Origin of the sequence: Actinocatenispora sera, from assembly GCF_018324685.1 — a bacterium.
GTDB lineage: Bacteria > Actinomycetota > Actinomycetes > Mycobacteriales > Micromonosporaceae > Actinocatenispora > Actinocatenispora sera.
This window is the reverse complement of record NZ_AP023354.1, coordinates 661,630-681,250: the sequence shown is the minus strand read 5'-3', so window position 1 is coordinate 681,250 and position 19,621 is coordinate 661,630. Positions and strand designations below refer to the sequence as shown.

13 protein-coding genes are annotated in these 19,621 nt (G+C 74.0%); 5 read left to right on the top strand and 8 right to left on the bottom strand.

Annotation, left to right across the window (positions count from 1 at the left end; all coding sequences use genetic code 11):
* Positions 1-48 precede the first annotated feature (48 nt).
* Positions 49-1,731 carry a S53 family peptidase gene (locus Asera_RS03140; protein WP_084132780.1) on the top strand — a complete coding sequence of 561 codons (1,683 nt, stop codon included), beginning with the start codon at positions 49-51 and terminating at the stop codon, positions 1,729-1,731.
* Here Asera_RS03140 and Asera_RS03135 read toward each other — a convergent pair.
* The gene (locus Asera_RS03135) at positions 1,711-2,367 is read right to left on the bottom strand and encodes an ACT domain-containing protein (RefSeq protein ID WP_157035174.1); all 657 of its coding nucleotides are present in this window, start codon (positions 2,365-2,367) and stop codon (positions 1,711-1,713) included. The two genes, Asera_RS03140 and Asera_RS03135, sit on opposite strands and share 21 nt — an antisense overlap.
* Before the next feature lie 229 nt (positions 2,368-2,596).
* On the opposite strand from Asera_RS03135, the gene Asera_RS03130 reads away from it, so the two are divergent.
* Positions 2,597-4,090 (top strand): potassium/proton antiporter, encoded by a 1,494-nt coding sequence (locus Asera_RS03130; protein WP_030449526.1) that lies wholly within the window; start codon positions 2,597-2,599, stop codon positions 4,088-4,090.
* Positions 4,091-4,235: 145 nt separating this feature from the next.
* Positions 4,236-6,197, top strand: coding sequence for an FUSC family protein (locus Asera_RS03125; RefSeq protein WP_035298590.1), 1,962 nt, complete (start codon positions 4,236-4,238; stop codon positions 6,195-6,197).
* A 64-nt stretch (positions 6,198-6,261) separates the two neighbouring features.
* On the opposite strand, the gene Asera_RS33775 is transcribed toward Asera_RS03125, so the two are convergent.
* From Asera_RS33775 to dacB, 5 genes are all read right to left on the bottom strand, one after another.
* Complete coding sequence (locus Asera_RS33775; RefSeq protein WP_051803008.1) at positions 6,262-7,104, bottom strand: Rv0361 family membrane protein; 843 nt, start codon at positions 7,102-7,104, stop codon at positions 6,262-6,264.
* 88 nt (positions 7,105-7,192) lie between these two features.
* Positions 7,193-7,834, bottom strand: coding sequence for an L-threonylcarbamoyladenylate synthase (locus tag Asera_RS03115; RefSeq protein WP_030449529.1), 642 nt, complete (start codon positions 7,832-7,834; stop codon positions 7,193-7,195).
* Between the two features lie 55 nt (positions 7,835-7,889).
* Positions 7,890-8,867, bottom strand: a complete 978-nt coding sequence (tilS, locus tag Asera_RS03110; protein ID WP_030449530.1) for a tRNA lysidine(34) synthetase TilS — start codon at positions 8,865-8,867, stop codon at positions 7,890-7,892.
* A 62-nt stretch (positions 8,868-8,929) separates the two neighbouring features.
* On the bottom strand, positions 8,930-9,985 hold the full coding sequence (locus tag Asera_RS03105) for a zinc-dependent metalloprotease (RefSeq protein WP_030449531.1): 1,056 nt from the start codon (positions 9,983-9,985) through the stop codon (positions 8,930-8,932).
* 875 nt (positions 9,986-10,860) lie between these two features.
* The gene (gene dacB / locus Asera_RS03100; protein WP_051802397.1) at positions 10,861-12,408 is read right to left on the bottom strand and encodes a D-alanyl-D-alanine carboxypeptidase/D-alanyl-D-alanine endopeptidase; all 1,548 of its coding nucleotides are present in this window, start codon (positions 12,406-12,408) and stop codon (positions 10,861-10,863) included.
* A 2,624-nt stretch (positions 12,409-15,032) separates the two neighbouring features.
* Here dacB and Asera_RS03095 point away from each other — a divergent pair.
* Positions 15,033-15,566: an inorganic diphosphatase gene (locus tag Asera_RS03095; protein ID WP_030446983.1), complete on the top strand. Its 534-nt coding sequence runs from the start codon at positions 15,033-15,035 to the stop codon at positions 15,564-15,566.
* 59 nt (positions 15,567-15,625) lie between these two features.
* Here the strand turns inward: Asera_RS03095 and Asera_RS03090 are convergent, their stop codons facing one another.
* A complete protein-coding gene (locus Asera_RS03090; RefSeq protein ID WP_030446982.1) occupies positions 15,626-16,339 on the bottom strand; it encodes a hypothetical protein in 714 nt (237 codons plus the stop codon).
* Between the two features lie 112 nt (positions 16,340-16,451).
* Positions 16,452-18,149 carry a long-chain fatty acid--CoA ligase gene (locus Asera_RS03085; RefSeq protein WP_030446981.1) on the bottom strand — a complete coding sequence of 566 codons (1,698 nt, stop codon included), beginning with the start codon at positions 18,147-18,149 and terminating at the stop codon, positions 16,452-16,454.
* A 105-nt stretch (positions 18,150-18,254) separates the two neighbouring features.
* Here Asera_RS03085 and Asera_RS03080 point away from each other — a divergent pair, with 105 nt between their 5' ends.
* Positions 18,255-19,553 carry an MFS transporter gene (locus tag Asera_RS03080; RefSeq protein WP_030446980.1) on the top strand — a complete coding sequence of 433 codons (1,299 nt, stop codon included), beginning with the start codon at positions 18,255-18,257 and terminating at the stop codon, positions 19,551-19,553.
* Positions 19,554-19,621: the final 68 nt, after the last annotated feature.

Here is a 19,621-nt window from a genome sequence, read left to right as displayed (position 1 = left end):
CGGGGTTCGGTGCTGGTCGGCGGGTCCACGACGCGGGATGATGGGCGCATGGCTGACGTGGCATTTGTTCCGGTACCGGGCAGTCGGCGCGGCGCCGCGCTGCCGCAGGCGCAGGAGTCCGGCACGCTGGACGACGCCGAGCGGTTGGAGACGACGCTGGTGTTGCGTCGCCGCTCCCCGCTGCCGGCGGAGCTGGTGACGGGGCCGGCGACGGTGAGCCGGGCCGAGTTCGCCGATCGGTACGGGGCCGATCCGGCCGACATCGACACGGTCCGGGCGGCGCTGACCGGCCACGGGCTGGAGATCGTCGCGGTCGACCAGGCCAGTCGGCGGATCGTGGTCGGCGGTCCGCTCGCCACCCAGTCCGCGATGTTCGGTGCACGGCTGTCCCGGATGAGCGCGCCGAACCCGTTCGACGGCGGTACGGTCGCCTACCGGCACCGGGAGGGCGAGTTGCGGCTGCCCGCCGAGCTCGCCGGCGTGGTGACCGCGGTGCTCGGGCTCGACGACCGGCCGCAGGCCCGCGCCGCGTTCCGGGTGGCCGCCGCCGAGGCGACCACCGCGTCGTTCACGCCGCCACAGCTCGGCACGGTCTACGGGTTCCCGACCGACGTCGACGGCACCGGCCAGACGGTGGCGATCATCGAGCTGGGCGGCGGCTTCGGGCAGGCCGACCTGGACGCGTACTTCGGCGAGCTGCAGCTGGCGCCGCCGACGGTGACCGCGGCCAGCGTGGACGGCGGGCAGAACCGGCCGGGTGGTGACCCGAGCGGCGCGGACGGCGAGGTGCTGCTCGACATCGAGGTGGTCGGCGGCCTCGCCCCCGGCGCGCACCAGGTGGTCTACTTCGCCCCCAACACCGACCAGGGCTTCCTCGACGCGGTGAGTACCGCGATCCACGCCGACCCGACGCCGGTCGCGGTGAGCATCAGCTGGGGGGCCAGCGAGGACCAGTGGACCGAGCAGGCCCGGGCCAGTTTCGACCAGGCGCTGGCCGATGCGGCGGCGCTCGGGGTCACGGTGACCGCGGCGGCCGGCGACGGCGGCAGCGCGGACGGTGCCACCGACGGCACCGCGCACACCGACTTCCCGGCGTCCAGCCCGCACGTGCTGGCCTGCGGCGGTACCAGCCTGACCGCGGACGCGTCGACCGGTGCGGTGCGGTCCGAGACGGTGTGGAACTCGGGCTCCGGCGGCGGGGCGACCGGCGGCGGCGTGAGTACCGCGTTCGATCTGCCGTCCTGGCAGCAACAGGTCGGCGTGCCGGCCGGGCCGACCGGCGGCGCCGGCCGCGGCGTGCCGGACGTGGCGGCCGACGCCGACCCGGCCACCGGCTACCGGGTCCGGGTGGACGGCAAGGAGATGGTGATCGGCGGTACCAGCGCGGTGGCGCCGCTGTGGGCGGCGCTGCTGGCCCGGCTGGCGCAGCGGACCGGCTCCGGGTTCGGCCTGGTCCAGCCCACCCTGTACGGGACGACCACCGCCGGTGCGGTCGCGCCCGGCTTCCGCGACGTGACCAGCGGCGGCAACGGTGCGTACGAGGCGGGCCCCGGCTGGGACGCCTGTACCGGCCTCGGCGTCCCCACCGCCGCGCTGGCCGACGTGCTCACCGGCCCGGACATCGCGGCCCCGTCGGGCCCGGCCCCATCCAGCGCGGCCCCGTCGGGCTCGGCTCCGTCGGGCTCGGCCTCGGCGGGCAGGGGTGCTCGATCAGCGGTCGCCGACCAGTGACAGGTTCGCGCCGGCCGGCCGGGCATCGGCAGCGAGCTCGATCAGCCGCGCCGCGGCGCGGGCCAGCGTGGTGAGGCTGTGCAGCTCCGACTGGTGGAAGGACGGTGCGTTGCGGCGGCCGGCGAGCAGCGCGTGCTCGCGCCCCAGTGGTACGACCGCGAGCCGGGTACCGTCCGCCGCGGTCGAGGTGTGCGGCCGGACGCCCCCGAGCGGGCCCGGTGCCAGTCGCGGCGCCCGCCAGCTGGCCCGGACGATGCGCCCGCTCGGTACCACGAGTGCGGCTGCCCAGTGCGCCGCGACCACCCGGGGCGCCGCGTCGACCAGTACCGGCAGCGCTCGGTGCGGTGCCGCGAGTGTCTCGGCCAGCGCCTCCAGGCCGAGGTCGAGTTCCAGCGAGTCGCCGGCCTGCCAGCAGCCGTCGAGGCGTACCCCCGGAATGCCGCTGAGCAGCCGGGCCGCCGCGCTGGGCAGCATGGCGGCGGGCAGCGCGACCAGCACGTCGACCACGGCCCGGCCGGCCGCGCGATCCAGCGCCCGGACCTGCCGGATGTCCACGCCGGCGGCGCCGAGCGCGGCGGCGAGCCGGCCCAGCGCGCCGGGGCGGTCCGGCATCCGTACCCGTAACCTGGTCGGCATCACGACTCCCTTCGACGGCAGTGCCCTCGGTACGCAGCGTGGCGGGCCGATGTTTCGGGTCCGTTGAGCGGCGGTGAAACCCGGTGACGAGCCGGGCCTGATCGCCCGATGGGGCCCGTAGCGGGCGCCCCGTTGCGTACCGTTGATCCACGGCCGTGACGGGCGGTCGAGCCCGGCGGCCACGCACCGCCCGTGCCGTCGCGCCGAACGGAGGGCGAAGGGCACCCGGATGACGCTGCACGAGCTGTACCTGGTGGTGCTCGTCGGCGGATGCGTGGTGGTGGCGAGTATCGCGGCGGCCCGGCTGGTCAGCCGGGTCGGCCTGCCGGTGCTGCTGGCGTTCCTCGCGATCGGGCTGGGCCTGGGCGAGGACGGCCTCGGGGTGCAGTTCTCCAACGACCAGGTGGCGCAGGCGATCGGGATCGGCGCGCTCGCGGTGATCCTGATCGACGGCGGTCTGTCGACCGACTGGCGGCTGATCCGGCCGGTACTGGGCCGGGCGGGTGTGCTCGCCACCCTCGGCGTCGTGGTCAGCGTGCTGGTCACCGCGGCCGGCGCCTGGCTGCTGCTGGGCGTCTCGGTGCAGCTGGCGCTGCTGCTGGGCGCGGTGGTGGCGTCCACCGACGCGGCCGCGGTGTTCTCGGTGTTGCGGGCGTTGCCGCTGCCGCACCGGATCGCCGGGCTGCTGGAGGCGGAGTCGGGGTTCAACGACGCGCCGACGGTGATCCTGGTGCTGGCGTTCACGGTGCCGATCGACGCCGGTACGCCGCTGCGTGCGGTGGTCTCGCTCGCGTACGAGCTGGGGGTCGGGGCGGCGATCGGGCTCGCGGTCGGGTTCCTCGGCGCCCTGGGGCTGCGCCGGCTGTCGCTGCCGTCGTCCGGGCTGTACCCGCTGGCGACGTTCTCGATGGGGTTGATCGCCTTCGCGGCGGCCGGCGCGGCGCACGCCAGCGGGTTCCTCGCCGCGTACCTGACCGCGATCATCCTGGGCAACGCCGGCCGCACGCACCGGCACGCGGTCCGCTCGTTCGCCCAGGGCATGGGGTGGATCGCGCAGATCGGCCTGTTCGTGTCGCTGGGCCTGCTGGTGACGCCGAGCGAGCTGCTGGGGGTGATCGCCCCGGCGCTGGTACTCGGGCTGGTCCTGCTGCTGGTGGCGCGGCCGGTGTCGGTGGTCGTCTCGCTGCTGCCGTTCCGGGTACCGCGTCGCGACCAGGTGCTGCTGTCCTGGGCCGGGCTGCGCGGGGCGGTACCGATCGTGCTCGCCACGTTCCCGGTGGTGGCCCACGTGCCGGGCTCGGAGCGGCTGTTCAACGTGGTGTTCGTGCTGGTCGTGGCGTTCACCCTGGTACAGGCGCCGACGCTGAAACCGGTGGCCCGGCGACTCGGCCTGGTCTCCGCCGACGCCACCCGGGACCTGGAGATCGAGTCGGCTCCGCTGGACGTACTGGACGCGGACCTCATCCACGTGGTGGTGTCGCCCCGGTCCCGGCTGCGCAACGTGGAGATCTGGGAGCTGCGGCTGCCGGATCCGGCGGTGGTGACGATGGTGATCCGGGCCGGCCGGGCGTTCGTCCCGGACCGGCGCACCCCGATCCGGGCCCGGGACGAACTGCTCGTGATGACCACCAACCGGGTCCGCCCGGATGTCGAGCGCCGGCTCACCGCCATCGGGCAGCGCGGCCCGCAGGCCGGCTGGCGTGACCCGGACCGGCGCGGTTGACCGCTGCGAGCATCGCTGCGGCTCGGCGGGCGGGTTGACCTGTGCCGGCGGGCGTCGCCGCGGTCCCGGCCGGCGCGAGCGGGGCCCGCACCGCTGACCGCGGCAAGCGTCGCGGGGTGCGGCCGGTTTCTGTGATCATGGGGTGATGGCCGTCCGGGCGCGGCGGTTCGAGCTGTCCGCACCGGACTGGATCGTCGAGCTGGTGCGGCTGAAGCCGGCTGCCATCTCCTGGCTGGACGTGCTGCGGATGGCGGTGTCGATCCCGACGCCCCTTGCGGTATTCCTCGCACTGGGCGCGCCGAGCCTCGGCACGTTCGCCGGCATGGGTGCGATGGCCACCGCGCTCGCCGACCGGGGCGGCCCGCTCCGGTTCCGGCTGGCCCGCCAGGTGGGCGTCGGTTTCGCCGGCGCGGTCGGCCTCTACGTCGGCCACCTCGCCGTCGGTACCGGCTGGGTGGCGGTGCTGGTGGTCGCCGCGGCGTCGCTCGTCTCGGCGCTGCTGTCGGTGATCAACGCCGCCGCGTCGACCGCCGGCCTGCAACTGCTGGTCTACGTGGCGATCGCGTCCGGGCTGCCGCAACCGTTCGCGCCGTGGGTGATCCCGGCGCTGTACCTCGTCGGCGCGCTGTGGGCGCTGCTGCTGTCGGTGCTGGTGTCGCTGGTCGGCGGGGTCCGCACGCCGGAACGCGAGGCGGTGGCGGCGGTGTACCGGTCGATCGCCGACCTGCTCGCCGACACCGGTACCGACCGCGCCGTCGCGGCCCGGCAGGCGGTCACCGACGCGATGAACGCCGGCTACGACGCCCTGCTGTCGGTCCGGTCCCGCTCGGCCGGCCGCAACCCGACGTTTCGCGAGCTGGCCGCGCTGCTCAACGCCGCCACCCCGGTCACCGAGGCGGCGGTGACGATCGCGCACCTGGGCAAGCCGGTACCGGCGGAGATCCCGGCCGGGATGCGCGCGGTGGCCGAGGCGATCAGCAACGACCGGCCACCACCGCCGATGCCGGAGTCGCTGCGGCACCCCGACACGTACCGGCTGCGGGCGCTGCGCACCGGCATGAACGACGTGCGCGAACTGCTGAAACCCGAGCACGAGGCGGTGTCGACGGCGCCGCTGCTGCCACCGCCGATGCGGGAACGGCTGATCCGCTGGAGCGACACGATCCTGACCGGCCCGGCCACCTGGCTGTACGCGATGCGGCTGGTGCTGTGCATGTCGCTCGCCGAGGCGCTGCGCGGCGTGCTGCAGCTGGAACGGTCCTACTGGATCCTGCTGACCGTGGCGATCGTGCTGAAACCGGACTTCGGCTCGGTGTTCGCCCGCGGTGTGCAGCGCGCCGTCGGCACCCTCGGCGGCGTCCTGATCGGCGCCGCGCTGCTCGCGATCGCGCCGAACGGCGCCTGGCTGCTGCCGTTCATCGCCGTCGCCGCCGGCGTGCTGCCGATCGTGATGGGCCGCAACTACGGCATGTTCGCGATCTTCCTGACCCCGCTGGCGTCACTGCTGATCGACTTCAGCACCCACCAGGGGCCGTCGATCGTGGTGACCCGGCTGATCGACACCGCCACCGGCTGCGCGGTGGCGCTGGTCTTCGGGTACCTGCTGTGGCCGGAGACGTGGCGGGTGCACCTCGGGCCGCAGGTCGCCGACGCGGTGGACGAGCTGGCCGACTACCTACGGGTGGCGTTCGGCACCGACGTGGGTGCCGCCCGGCGGCAGCGCCGGCGTACCTACCGGACCATGTCCGACGTGCGGACCGCGTTCCAGCGCAAGCTCGCCGAGCCGCCGCCGGTCAGTACGAACGCCGCCGCGTGGTGGCCGATGATCGTGGAACTGGAGTACGCGGTGGACGCCACCACGGCGGCGGCGATCAAGTCCCGGGACGCGGTCCGCACCGGGTCCGGCCGGCCGCCGTCCCCGGACGCGGTGAACCTGCTCGTCGCCGACGTCCGGGACCTCGCCGGCGCGCTGCGCGAGCGGCGCTCACCGGACGAGATCCCGTCCCCGGCCGACGAGGCGCTGCAACCGATCGCCTCCCGGGTGCGTACGGCGAGACGGGTCGCCGCCGGCCCCGAGCCCGCCGACCGTTCCCTCGGCCACGTCTGACCGGCGCCGAACACGACGGCGCCGCCCGGGGCATCCCCGGGCGGCGCCGCGCGCGTCGGTGCGGTTACTTCGGCGTGCCGGTCTCCAGGTCGCAGACCTTCCAGCCGGACTCGTCGACGACCTTCCAGGTCACCGGCAGGGTGGTGGAACGACCGTTGTACGAGAGCTTCAGGTCGTTCTTCACCTCGGCGTTGTCACCGCTGCGGCTCGACTCGGTCGGCGTGGTCCAGTCGACCGACACCTGGGTGGAACCGCTGCGGAACTGCTTCTGGACCTCTTCCGGGTCCGCGTCGGTGGTGTGCTGTTCCGCCTTGCAGAGCATCGCCTTGGCGGTGCTGGCGTCCTTGTCCTTGAACACCGCGGTCAGGTACTTCTGCACCGCCGTGGCCGGATCGCTCGCGCCACCGCTGCCGCCCAACGCGACGACCAGCACGATGATGAGGATGATGATCAGCGCCAGCCCACCGCCGCCGGCGCCGAGGATGATCGGCAGCTTCGACTTCTTCGGCTGCTGCGGGACCGGCGGCATGCCGCCGTACCCGGGCTGCCCCGGCTGACCGTAGCCGGGCTGGCCGTACGGCTGGGCCGGCTGGCCGTACGGGTCGGGTGCGCCGGACGGCTGCCCGTACGGCGCGCCGCTGGGCTGCCCGTACGGCTGGCCGCTCGCCGGCGGCTGGCCGTACGCGGGCTGACCGCTGGCCGGCTGGCCGTAGGGCTGGCCGCTCGCCGGCGGCTGGCCGTACGGGTCGGGCTGGCCGTACGGCTGACCGCTGGCCGGCTGGCCGTAGGCGGGCTGACCGCTCGCGGGCGGCTGGCCGTAGGGCTGTTGGGGCTGGCCATAGGGCGGCTGCTGACCGTAGGGGTCGTTGCCGCCGGGCTGGCCGTACTGGCCAGGGGGATAGGTCACGAGGGTCTCCGCGGGTCGCAGTCTTGCCTAGGATTCGATTACTTATCGTGGCCGATGCGGGCAAACGGTCGGCCGTGGGGGTGGTCGATCAGTCCGATTCGACGAGTTCCGGCACCACCGTACGCAGCGTGTCCAGCGACAGCGCGCCGGCCCGCAGCAGCATCGGCGGTTCCTCCGCGCAGTCGACGATCGTCGACGGCACCGCCTCGCCGCCGGGCCCCGCCTCCAGGTACACCGACACCGCCGAACCGAGCTGTTCCTGCGCCTCCTCCGCCGTGGTCGGCGGGGTCTTTCCCGGCAGCGATGCGCCCACCACCACCATCGGGCCGGTCTCGCGCAGCAGTTCCAGCGCCACCGGATGCAGCGGCTGCCGCACCAGGAACGTGCCGTCGGTGTCGCCGATGTCCCACGCCAGGCTCGGCGCGTGCTCGACGATCACGCTCAGCTCACCCGGCCAGTACGCCTCGACGAGTTCCCGGGCCGCCTGCGGCAGCACCAGGACCAGCCCGTCCAGGGTCTGCTGCGAGCCGACCATCACCGGCGACGCGACGTCCCGGCCGTGATCCTTGAGGCGGCGCAGCTCGGCCACCGCATCCTCGTCGAACGCGTCGGCACCCAGCCCGTACATGGTGCCGGTGGGAAACACCACCAGCTGGCCGGACTTGACGGCCTCCACCGCGGCGGCAATGCCCTGGTCGCGCTCGGCCAGGGTGCGGCAGTCGTAGCTCATCACGTCACGGAGTCTCCCACGCCGACGCGCCGCGTGGGAACCTGCTGGTACGGGGTCACACCCGGCACCGGGGCAGCGGTGGGGTGAGACGGCCGGCGCGGCGGCGCACGGTGATCGCGCCCGGCAGGTACACCGGGCCCTGGCCGTGCCAGTCGGTCAGCAGCGCGTCGAGCGCGGCCACGTGCCCCGCGGTCAGGTCGGTACCCGGCGCGCCGAGCCGCCGCGCGTACGCGTGCAGCGCCCGGGTCCGCAGCGCCCGGGGCGCCGCGGCCAGCTCGGCCACCGCCAGCCCGTCATCCTTGTCCACAGTGGACAGGAGCGCGTCGGCCTGCTCGTCCAGCAGCTCGGTGTCCGCCGCCACCAGCTCCGCGGTACGGGCCAGGTTGCTGCGGAAACCCTTGCCCAGCAACGATTCCAGCTCATCCAGTGCGGACCGCAACCGGGATCTCGCGTACGCCGGGTCGGTGTTGTGCGGGTCCCGCCACGGGGTCAGCCCGAGCTGCTCGCACGCCGCGACCGTCGTCGCCCGGGGCAGCCCGAGCAGCGGCCGCCGGTACCGCCCGCGCACCGCCGGCATGCCGGCCACGCCGCGCGGGCCGGCGCCGCGCGCCAGCGCGAGCAGTACCGTTTCGGCCTGGTCGTCCCGGGTGTGGCCGAGCAGCACCGCGGCCTCGTGCCGCGCCGCCGCCTCGTCGAGCGCCGCGTACCGCGCGGTGCGGGCCGCCGCCTCTGGACCGCCGGCCGAGCCCACCGTCACCGTCGCCACCTCGACCGGCGCCAGCCCGGCGGTGCGGGCCCACTCGGCCAGCTCCGCCGCCCGGGCCGCCGAACCCGGCTGCAACCCGTGGTCGACCGTCACCAGCCCGGCCCGCAGGCCCGACCGTGGCGCCACGAACGCGGTCGCCGCCGCCAACGCCAGCGAGTCGGGACCGCCGGAACAGGCGACCAGCACCGTACCGCCGGGGGCCATCCCGGTCAGCGACCGGCGCACCGCGACCCGCACCGCCGCTACAGCGGGCGGCAACCGTGCCATCTACTCAGCCCCGCCGGGTACGCGGCGCGGCCGCCGCACGGCGACGTCCATCCAGCGAAGCCTCAGATCTCGGCGCCGTGCACCCGGCGCAGCCAGGCGTCCGGATCGGTGATCTCGGTCAGCTGCGGCAGCGTCTCCGCCGACTCCCACACCCGGTTGAACCCGTCCATGCCGACCCGGTCCACCAGCGCGGTCACGAACTTGTTGCCCTCCGCGTACTGCCGCATCTTCGCGTCGATGCCGAGCAGCTTGCGGATCACCCGCTCCACCGGGTTCGTCGTCTCCCGGCGCCGGTTGAACTTGCTGCGGATCTCCTCCACCGACGGCACCACCTGCGGTCCGACCGCGTCCATGATGTAGTCGGCGTGCCCCTCCAGCAGCGTCATCAGCGCGGTCAGCCGGTCGACCACCTTGCGCTGCGCCGGCGTCTGCACCAGGTCGAGCACGCTGGCCCGGCTGTCCGGCGACCGCACCGCGTCGGCCAGCGACTCCATCGCGTGCCGCAGCCGGTCGGCCAGCTGCTCGGTGTCCACCCGCGAGGCATCGACGAACTCGCTGACCTGATCCAGGAAGTACTGCCGGAGCCACGGCACCGCGGTGAACTGGGTGCGGTGGGTGACCTCGTGCAGGCACACCCACAGCCGGAAGTCGCGCGGCCGCGCGCCGAGCTTGCGCTCCACCTCCACGATGTTCGGCGCCACCAGCAGCAGGTTGCCCGGCTCGCCGGAGAACACCTCGTACTGCCCGAGCACCTTGCCGGACAGGTAGCCCAGCACCGTCCCCGCCTGCACGCCGGTCAGCCGGGACCCGACCTGCTGGGTGAACGTGCCCGGCTCCTTGCCGGCCAGCGCCCGCTCCATCAGCGGGGTCATCACGTCGCGCAGGCCGCGCAGGTTCGCCGCCGCCCAGTCGGCCCGGTCCACCACCCGCACCGGTGGGTGCGCCGTGGTCGTGCCGCTCAGGCCGGTCGTGGCGATCACGTGGCCGGCCGCCTCGTCGGTCAGTTGACGCAGGTCGCCCACCACCTCGGCCGCCTCGTCGAAGCTGACCCGTGGACCCGCTTTCGAGATGGTCCCGGCCGTGCTGATGGCAAGATCCCAGTCCACAAACTGCGTCATGGTCCAACGGTACGTGCCTGCCGGGCCGGCCGCCCAGCATCGACGCCCCCGGTTCGTTCGTTCCGGCTGCGTCGTGCTGCCCGGGGTGTCCGGAATGTGGTCCGGCGTCGGGCGCTGAAGCGCCACTCCGTTCGCGCTGCGCTCGCGCTGGCAGCGTAAGCCCACCCCCGTCCGCGCCGGCGCGCTCTTGCTGGCGGCGTCAACCCCCTGTTCGCGCCGGCGTGCGCTTCTGCTGGTGGGGTAAAGCCCACCTCTGTTCCTCTTTTCACCCCTCGTGGGGGACCGTGGGGAGCGGGCTTCGCCCCTCCCCACACCCCTCCCCGTCAAGGGGGCAGTCGCCCCCTTGACAATCCCCCACCGGAAAACCAGAGACGAGATCCTGACCCCGCCTGGCCCGTTTCGGAGCTACGGGGTGTCGGTGCGGCCTACCCATCGCCGCCGAGCCCGCCACGCCAACAACCAACCCCATCCGCCTGTGGCCCGCCAGGAGACGAAGCGTCGCGTTGCGTTGCGAGGCGGGCGTTGGCGTGATGGGTAGGCCGGGCCGGTTCCCCGGTCTTCTTCGACGGGCACTGGGCGTCGAGGGGCATCGTCACCGGGATGGGTAAGGGGATGGCCAAGGGGAATCCCCTTGGCGGGGAAGGAGCGCGAGGAGGGGGCGAAGCCCTCTCCTCGCATTCCCCCACGCGGGGTAAAGCGGCGAACAGAGGTGGCCTTTACACCCGCACGCCGAGCGCGCGGCGCCGGGCAGAGCGGGCGTTGGCGCCAGCACGCCGGAAGCGCAGGGTCGGACAGGGGTGGGCTTCACACCGCCAGCACCCAGCGGGAGCGGTGGGGGGCGGTGACCAGGCGGCTCGGTACCGGGAGACGCCAGGTCACCGGCAGCCGCAGCCGACCAGCGTGGTGGCGGCCACGTCCAGGGCGGCTTCGGCACCACCCCAGTCGGTGACGCCCTCGGCCATCATCGCGAACGCGAGCAGCCGCCCGTCGGAGTCGAGTACCAGGCCGGCCAGGGTGCTGGTGCCGTTGAGGCTGCCGGTCTTGGCCCGGATCATGCCGGCACCCCGGGCGTCCCCGGCCGACGACGTGTACCGGTTGAGCAGCGTGCCGCTGTAGCCGGCGACCGGCATCCCGGTCCACACCGGCCACAGCTTCGGGTGCTTGCCGTCGGTGATCGAGGTCAGCAGGCTGGTCAGGAACGACGGCGAGATCCGGTCCTTGCGGGAGAGCCCGCTGCCGTCGTGCAACTGCAGCCCGGCGGTGTTCAGGCCGAGCCGCTTGATCACCTCGGTGGTCGCCGCCGCGCCGCCGGCGAACGTGGCCGGTTTGCCTTCGGCGAGCGCCACCTGGCGGGCCATCGTCTCGGCGATCACGTTGTCGCTGTGCTGCAGCATCATCTCGATCAGGTGCAGCAGCGGCGGCGACTTGACGGCGCCGAGACGCCGGGCACCGGACGGCGCCTTGCCGTGCGTCACCGTGTTCGTCGGGGCGCCGATGAACTGGGCCAGCTTGCGGCCGGCGTCCAGGTCCGGCTCGGTGGTGCGGACCGCGGTGGCACCGTTCGGGTCGACCCGGCCGCCGTTGAGCATGACCGGCCGGATCGGCGCGGCGTCCCCGCCGGACACGATGTCGCCGTCCCAGCCGGGGCCGGTGCCGGGGCCGCCGAACAGCGACGAGTCCACCAGTACCCGGGTCGGCTTGACGCCGTGCAGCGCCTTCTTGACCTGGTCGGCGAGCTTGTCCAGCCGGGCCGCCTCGGGATAGATGCTGTGGCCGTTGGTGGCCAGGGTCGGGTCACCGCCGCCGACCAGGACGACCTCGCCCGGCTTCGAGCCGGCCACCACGCTCGTGGTCAGCCGGTACGTGGGGCCGCGTACGGTCAGCACCGCCGACGCGGTGACCAGTTTCGTCACCGACGCCGGCACCTCCATCGCATCCGGCGTCTTGCCGTACAGGGCGCTGTTGGTCGCCACGTCGACCACCGACACCGCGGTACGGGCGCCGAGCCGCGGGTCGGTCAGTTTCGGGCCGAGCGCCCGCGCCACCCCGGCCGGGGTGGGCGCCGCCGCACCGGACACCGGCGACAGCACCGGCTTCGGCGCCGCGGTCGACGGCGACGGGGACGGCGTCGCGGCCCCGGCGAACAGCTTCTCCACCGGGCCCGGCCGGAAGACCACCAGACCGCCGGCAATCAGTACCAGCACGCCCAGCGCGGCGAGCGCGCCGATCAGGATCCGGTTCGGCCGGCCCGGTCGCCGCGCCGGCGGTGGCACGTCCGCCGGCGGTGGCGGCATCGGCGGACGTGCCGGCAACCGCAACGTCGGCGGCTCTGCCGGTACCTCGGGTGCCGCACCGGTGCCCGCATCGCCGTGCGCCGAAAGCGCCTCGCCGCCGCCCTGCGCCGCCGCCGCGGTCCCCGCCACACCACGAACCTGTGCCGACCCGGACGGGGGGGAAACCTGCGCCGTCCCCGATGCGGCGGGCGCCTGCGCCGGGCTCGCCGTGGAGGGACCCTGCGATGTTCCGGGCGCGGGGGAGACCTGCGCCGTCCCCGATGCGGCCGGCCCCTGCGCGGTCCGGGATGCGGCGGGCCCCTGCGCCGGGCTCGCCGTGGAAGGAACCCGCGCTGTCCCGGATGCGGCTGGACCCTGGGCCGGGCTCGCGGTGGGGGGAGCCTGCGCTGTCCCGGATGCGGCCGGACCCTGGGCCGGGCTTGCCGTGGAGGCGTCCTGCGATGTTGTGGGCGGGGCGGAAAACCATCCGGTTCCGGCTGCCGGCTCGGTAGCGGCCGGCGGAACCTGGGCGGTACCGGTGGCCGAGGTGGTGCCGGCCCGCCAGCCGTCCGGGAGTTGCCGGGCGCCCGGCCCAGCCGCGTCCGGTGCCGCGGTGTCCCGGTCGGGGGCCCACGACTCGGCGGCTGCCGGGATCCGCGTCGTGGATGGTTCGGCCGCGCCCGGCGCCGGCAACGCCTGGGTCGGTGGTTCGGCGCCCTGCGGCGTTCCCGTGGCGGCGGATGCGGGTGGCGCGGGGGCCGGCGCGCGGGGGCCGGTGGTGGACGCCGGTGGGCCGGCGGTCGGCGCAGCCGGCTCGGTGGACGACGCGGCCGGCTCGCCGGGGGCGACCGATGCGGTGCCCCGGGCCGGCGGCGCCGCGGGCGGCCGGACCATCGCCCGGCCGCGCGGCGTCGAGTCGCCGGACACCGGTCCGCGGGACGGTCCCGCTTCGATCGGTTCGACCGGCGGGGGTGCACCGAGCGACGGGGTCGGCTCGATCGGCCAGCCCGGCCGGTTGCCCCGCCCATCCGGCGACCCTTCCGGCGCCACCGCTTCGCTCGGCGCGGGCTCGGATTGCTGCGCCCGGCCCACCGGGCCGGGTTGCCGCCCCTGGCCGGCCGGGGAATCGGTACCGGGCGGCGGCATCCGGGTCGCCGGCGGCTCGTGCGGCCCTGCCCAGCGCAGGCCGGACAGATCCAGGATCTGCGTGCTGTCGGTACTCGTCTGCTCGATCCGGTCGCCACCACCGGGCGGCGCGGACCCGCCCCGCCCATCGGGCTCGGTGCCGGAAGCCTTGCCGGTGCCGGGATCCGCGTCGGCCCCGCCCGTACGGCCGGCGCTCGCCGCGGCCTCGGTCCCGTCGTCCGTGCGGCCGATGTCGGCGGCGACACCGCTCTCGTCCGTGCGGCCGGTGCCGGCGGCGACACCGCTCTCTGCCGCAGGGCTGGTGCTGGCGGCGACCCGGCCCTCGCCTGCAGGGCTGGTGCTGGCGGCGACCCCGCTCTCGCCGACCGGGCCGGTGCTGGCGGCGGCTCCGCTGTCGTCCGTGGGGCGGGTGCTGGCGGCCGTTCTGGCCTCGTCCGGGCGGCTGGGGTCGGCGGCCGCAGTGCCGTCTCCGGCTTCGTTCAGCGTGCCGTCGTGCGCCGCGTGCGCGGGCCGCTCGCCGGCTTCGCCTGCGGTGCGGTCGCCTTCGGCGTTTTCGGCTGCGCTGCTCGGCTCGGGCTCGGCTTGGCCCGCCGGGCCGGGTTCGGCGGCAGCGATCGGTGCCGGTTCCGTGCCCGATTCGGGTGCGGCATTCTCCCCTCGGGCGGCGGCGTCCGAGTCGGGGCCAGGGTCGGATTCCGCGGTCGATTCGGCTGCGCTGCCCGGCTCGGGCCCGGTGCCTGGCGCGGCTGCGGTACGCGATCCGGATGTGGCGCTCGCTCCGGGTCCGGTGCCTCGCTCCGGGCCGGGTCCGGTGTCTTGCTCCGGCGAGATGCTCGGCTCGGGTTCGGTGCCGTGCTCAGGTACGGGGCCGGATTCGGGCGGTGGAGCAGAATCCGGTGGCTCGGCGGTGCCGCGGTCGGGTGCGGTTCCGACCGTGCCGGCCTCGGTCTCGACGCCGGGTTCGGGGGTGGATCGGCCGGCCGGTTCCCGGTCCGGTGCGATCGCACCGGTTGCGGGCGGAGCCTGGTTGGCTTCGGTACCAGCAGCTTCGGTACCAGCAGCTTCGGTACCAGCATCGGCATGACCCGCCTGGTCGCCGGGATCGGCCGTGCCGGTCGGGTCACCGGGATCGCCAGGATCGGCGGTGCCGCTCAGCCCATCGGGATCGCCGGTGCTGGCGGGATCGGTGGCGCCGGCGCGGTCGTCGGTGCTGGTGGCAGCGGTGGCGTCGGCCGGGCTGGTACGAGCGCCATCGTCGCCGGGCTCGCCGGCGGCGTCCGTGTCGGCAGTAGAGGCGGTGTGCGGGGCCGGATCGGGAGTGTCGTCTGGATTGCCTGGCTCGGAGTGATCTTTCGTGTTCTGTTCGACCGGGGCGTTTATATCCGACGGGGGCGAACCGTCCGAAGAATGGTCGTTAGGGTGTGTGCAATCTCCCGTCACAAGCCCCTCCCGCTGCCTCCCCGGCGCACCTGGGCGAGACTACTGGACGAATACCGCGTGACAGCCGGCACCGGGGCCGGCGTCGTGGATCGCCGACTCGGGCAGGCGCACCGCCGCACCGACCGGCCGGGCAAAAGTCATTGTCGCCGGTGGCCCACGCTGCCGGGAGCGAACTGGAGGACCGGGGCGTGGAGTTCGACGTCACCATCGAGATCCCCAAGGGTCAGCGCAACAAGTACGAGGTGGATCACGCCACCGGCCGTATCCGGCTGGACCGCACCCTGTTCACCGCGACCCAGTACCCGGCCGACTACGGGTTCGTCGAGCTGACCCTGGGCCAGGACGGTGACCCGCTGGATGCGTTGGTGCTGTTGCGGGAGCCGACGTTCCCGGGTTGCCTGATCCGGTGCCGGGCGATCGGCATGTTCCGGATGACCGACGAGAGCGGCCCGGACGACAAGCTGCTCTGCGTACCGGCCGGTGACCCGCGCCAGGACCACCTGCGCGACGTGCATCACATGCCGGAGTTCGAGAAGCTGGAGATCCAGCACTTCTTCGAGGTCTACAAGGACCTGGAGCCGGGCAAGAGCGTCGAGGGCGCCGACTGGGTCGGCCGGGTCGAGGCGGAGGCCGAGATCGAGCGCTCCTTCACCCGGTACAAGGAGGCGGTGGCGGCCGGCGAGTACCACGACCCGGGCGTGCACCCGTTCCCCGGCGTCTGAGCCGCACGCCCGCCACGAAGCCCCGCCGCACTGCGCCGGGGCTTCGGCGTCTCCGGTGGTCAGGCCGGCGGTAAGGCACCGCCACGGGTCCGCACGATGCTGGCGAGGGCGCCGAGGATGAGCAGCCCGCCGGCGCCTTCGACCAGCCGCAGCATGCCGGGCAGCCCGTGCCCGATGCCCGCGGCGAGGATCCCGCATCCGGCCAGTACGACCAGCGCCACCGGCGCCGTTCGCCGCACCGCGCCGAGCACCAGCAGCGCGAGCAGCCCGACGTAGAAGACGATCGGGGCGAGCGTGTAGCAGACCAGGTGCACTCCGGGTACGGCGAACAGCGCATCGTACCGGTCGTCCATCGCGGCCTCGGTCGGCGCGAACCCGACGATCAGGTCGAGCACCATCTGTAGTCCGGTCAGTACCGCCCCGACGAGGGCGACCGTCGTGGCGGCGACCAGCACGGCGTGGCCCGGCCCGGTCGCCCGGCCCTGCCCGACGAGCCGGCGGGACCCGACGAGCCGGGCGAGGCCGACGCAGCCGATCGCGAACATGGTGAACGCGACGATCCACAGCGAGTGCGCGGTGGTCCAGGCGGCACCGGGGCCGTGCGTGGTGCGTACCCGCATGACGACCCAGCCGAAGAACCAGGCGGCGGGTGCCGCGACGAGGACGGTGAGGGCGAACTGGCGCGGCTGCGCGTCGCCGTCGCCGGGAGGTGCGGTACCGGAGCCGTCGGGCGAGGGTGTTCCGGTGGCGGGGATCGGTGGGGTGGCGGTCATGCCAGGAAGCGTAGGAACGCCGGGGTCGTCACCGATATCGGTGACGACCCCGAAAAACACGAGTGCCGGAATCCGGTGGATCCCCGAGAGGCGCCGGGGCCAGCGGCCGGGCTCACTCCGGTGCGGACTCCTTGAGATTGCGTACCGCGAGGTCGCCCTCGGCGTACCGGCGGCGGATCACCTTCTTGTCGAACTTGCCAACCGTCGTCTTCGGTACCTCGGTGAGGAACGTCCAGCGTTCCGGCAGCTGCCAGCGCGGGATCCGGTCGGCGAGGAAGTCGCGCAGCTCCTCGGGGGTGGCGGTGGCGCCGTCGCGAAGTACCACCGAGGCGAGCGGGCGCTCCTCCCACCTCGGGTCGGGAACACCGACGACCGCGGCCTCCAGTACCGCCGGGTGCGCCATCAGGTGGTTCTCCAGCTCGACCGAGCTGATCCACTCGCCGCCGGACTTGATCACGTCCTTGGCCCGGTCGGTCAGGGTGATGTAGCCGTCGGCGCTCAGCGTGCCGACGTCGCCGGTGCGCAGCCAGCCGTCGTCGAACCTGTCGGAGTCCCGACTCGCTGCTGGGCTGCCGGGTTGGCGACTCGGGACTCCGCCCGGGGCGGGCTCGTCGGAGTCGAGGTAGCGGCCGGTGATCCACGGTCCGGCGACCTCCAGCTCGCCGACGGTCTCGCCGTCCCGGGGTGCGATGCTGCCGTCCGGTGCGACGATCCGGGCCTGCACGGAGGCGGGGATCTGGCCCTGGCTGAGCCGGTACCGCCACAGCTCGTCGCCGGTGACGCCGGCCGGCGGCCGGGCGATGGAGCCGAGCGGCGAGGTCTCGGTCATGCCCCAGGCGTGCACGATCCGGATGCCGTGCTCGTCGAAGCCGCGCATCAGCGATTCCGGGCAGGCGGAGCCGCCGACGACGACCTCCTTGAGCGTGGACGTGTCGGTGGGATGCGCGTTCAGGTACGCGAGCAGGCCGGTCCAGATCGACGGCACGGCGGCGCCGTGCGTGGGCTTGGCGGCGGCGATCATCGCGGCGAGCGGTTCCGGGGTGAGGAACCGGTCCGGCATCAGCAGCCCGGCGCCGGTCATGAACGCCGCGTGCGGCATGCCCCAGGCCATGACGTGGAACATCGGCACCACGACGAGCGATCGGGTGGTCGGCGCGAAGCCGAACGAGCCGGCGGCCGCGATCTGCATGGAGTGCAGCCAGATCGAGCGGTGCGAGTAGGCGACGCCCTTGGGCAGCCCGACCGTACCGGAGCTGTAGCAGATGGCCGCCGCCTCGGTCTCGTCCCCGTCGTACTGCCAGTCGAACGTGTCCGGCTGCGAGCCGACCAGCTCCTCGAACCGGTGTACCGGCTTGCCGGCGGCGGCGAGCGGCTCGACGTCGCCGTCCCCGACCACCACCACGTGCTCCACTGTGGACAGTTTCGGCAGGATCGGTGCCAGCGCCGGGATCAGCGTGCTGTCGACCAGGACGACCTTGTCGGCTACCTGGTTCGCCGAGTACGCCAGATGGTCGGCGGGGAGCCGGATGTTGAGCGGGTGCAGCACCGCACCCATCGCCGGCACGGCCAGGTAGGCGGCCAGGTGCACGTCGTTGTTCCAGCAGAACGTGGCGACCCGGTCGTCGCCGCGCACCCCGAGCTCGCGCAGCCCGTGCGCGAGTCGCGCGGCCAGCCGGCCGATCTCGGCGTTGGTGGTGGTCCGCGCCGCCGTACCGGTCCAGGTCAGGATCTCGGTGTCGGCATGCACCGTGCTGCCGTAGTCAAGGACGTGGCTCAGCCGAAGCGGCCACTCCTGCATCGTGCTCCGCATGATCACACGTTAGTGGCCGCCGTCACAATTCGGTACCCGTCGATGCGGCAGGGTACCCGCGAAATTGCGTCGCGCGCGGCGGCCGCAGCGGACAGGATTCCGGGCGTGGCCGTGATCGGTTGGCGCCGCTGGGCGCTGGATGTCACCCCGCTGCGTACCTCCCGGGACTTCCGGCTCACGTACCTGGCTGCGGGCGTGTCCTTCCTCGGCTCGATGGTCACCTACATCGCCATCCCGTACCAGGTGGCGACGCTCACCGACTCGCCACTGCTGGTCGGCCTGCTCGGCATCGTGGAGTTCGCGCCGCTGCTGGTGACCGCGCTGCTGGGCGGCGCGCTCGCGGACTACCTGGACCGGCGCAAGCTGGTACTCGGCGCCGAGGTCGGCTTCACCCTGCTCACCGCGATCCTGGTCGCCAACGCGCTGCTGCCCTCGCCGCAGTTGTGGCTGTTGTACGCGATCGCGGCGATCAGCGCCACCCTCGACGGGCTGCAGCGGCCGGCGCTGGACTCGATGATGCCGCGGCTGGTCACCCCGGACGAACTGCCCGCCGCCAGCGCGCTGAACTCGATGCGCAGCACCGTCGGCTCGCTGATCGGACCGCTGCTGGGCGGTGCGCTGATCGCCTGGGTCGGCCTGCCCGCCGCGTACGGGCTGGACCTGTTGACGTTCGCGGTGTCGCTGGGCTGCCTGATCGCGGTGCGCGCGGTACCGCCGCCGCCGGACGCGGACCGCCCCAGCGTGCGCGGGGTGATCACCGGCCTGCGGTACGCGGGGAGCCGCAAGGAGCTGCTGGGCACGTACCTGGTGGACATCAACGCGATGTTCTTCGGCATGCCGCTCGCGCTGTACCCGTTCGTCGCCGACCGGCTGGGCGGACCGACCGTGCTCGGCATGCTGTACACGGCCGAGTCGGTCGGTGGCCTGGTCGCCTCGGTCAGCTCCGGCTGGACCGGCCGGGTGCACCGGCACGGCATGATGATCATCGTTGCGGCGGCGGCCTGGGGGCTGGCGATCGCGGGGTTCGGTCTGGCGCCGACGCTGTGGCTGGCGCTGCTGTGCCTCGCGGTGGCGGGCGCCGCGGACCAGATCAGCGGCATGTTCCGCGGCATCGTCTGGAACCAGACCATCCCCGACCACCTGCGCGGCCGGCTCGCCGGCGTCGAGATGCTCAGCTACACCAGCGGACCGTCGCTGGGCAACCTGCGCGGCGGCGTGGTCGCCCGGTTCACCGGCGTCACCGGGTCGATCGTCTCGGGTGGCGTGCTGTGCGTACTGACCACGATCGCGCTGGCGGTGGCGCTGCCCGCGTTCCGCCGGTACGACGGTCGCGACGGCCTAGCGCACAAGCAGCAGGTGGACGCCGAACGCGCGGCCACCGCCGCAGCCGCGGCGGCCGACTGACGGCTCCGGCGCGGTCCGGCCCGCCGGAGCGCTCGCACCGTCGGGTTCCTGCGCGCCGCCCGGTGCCG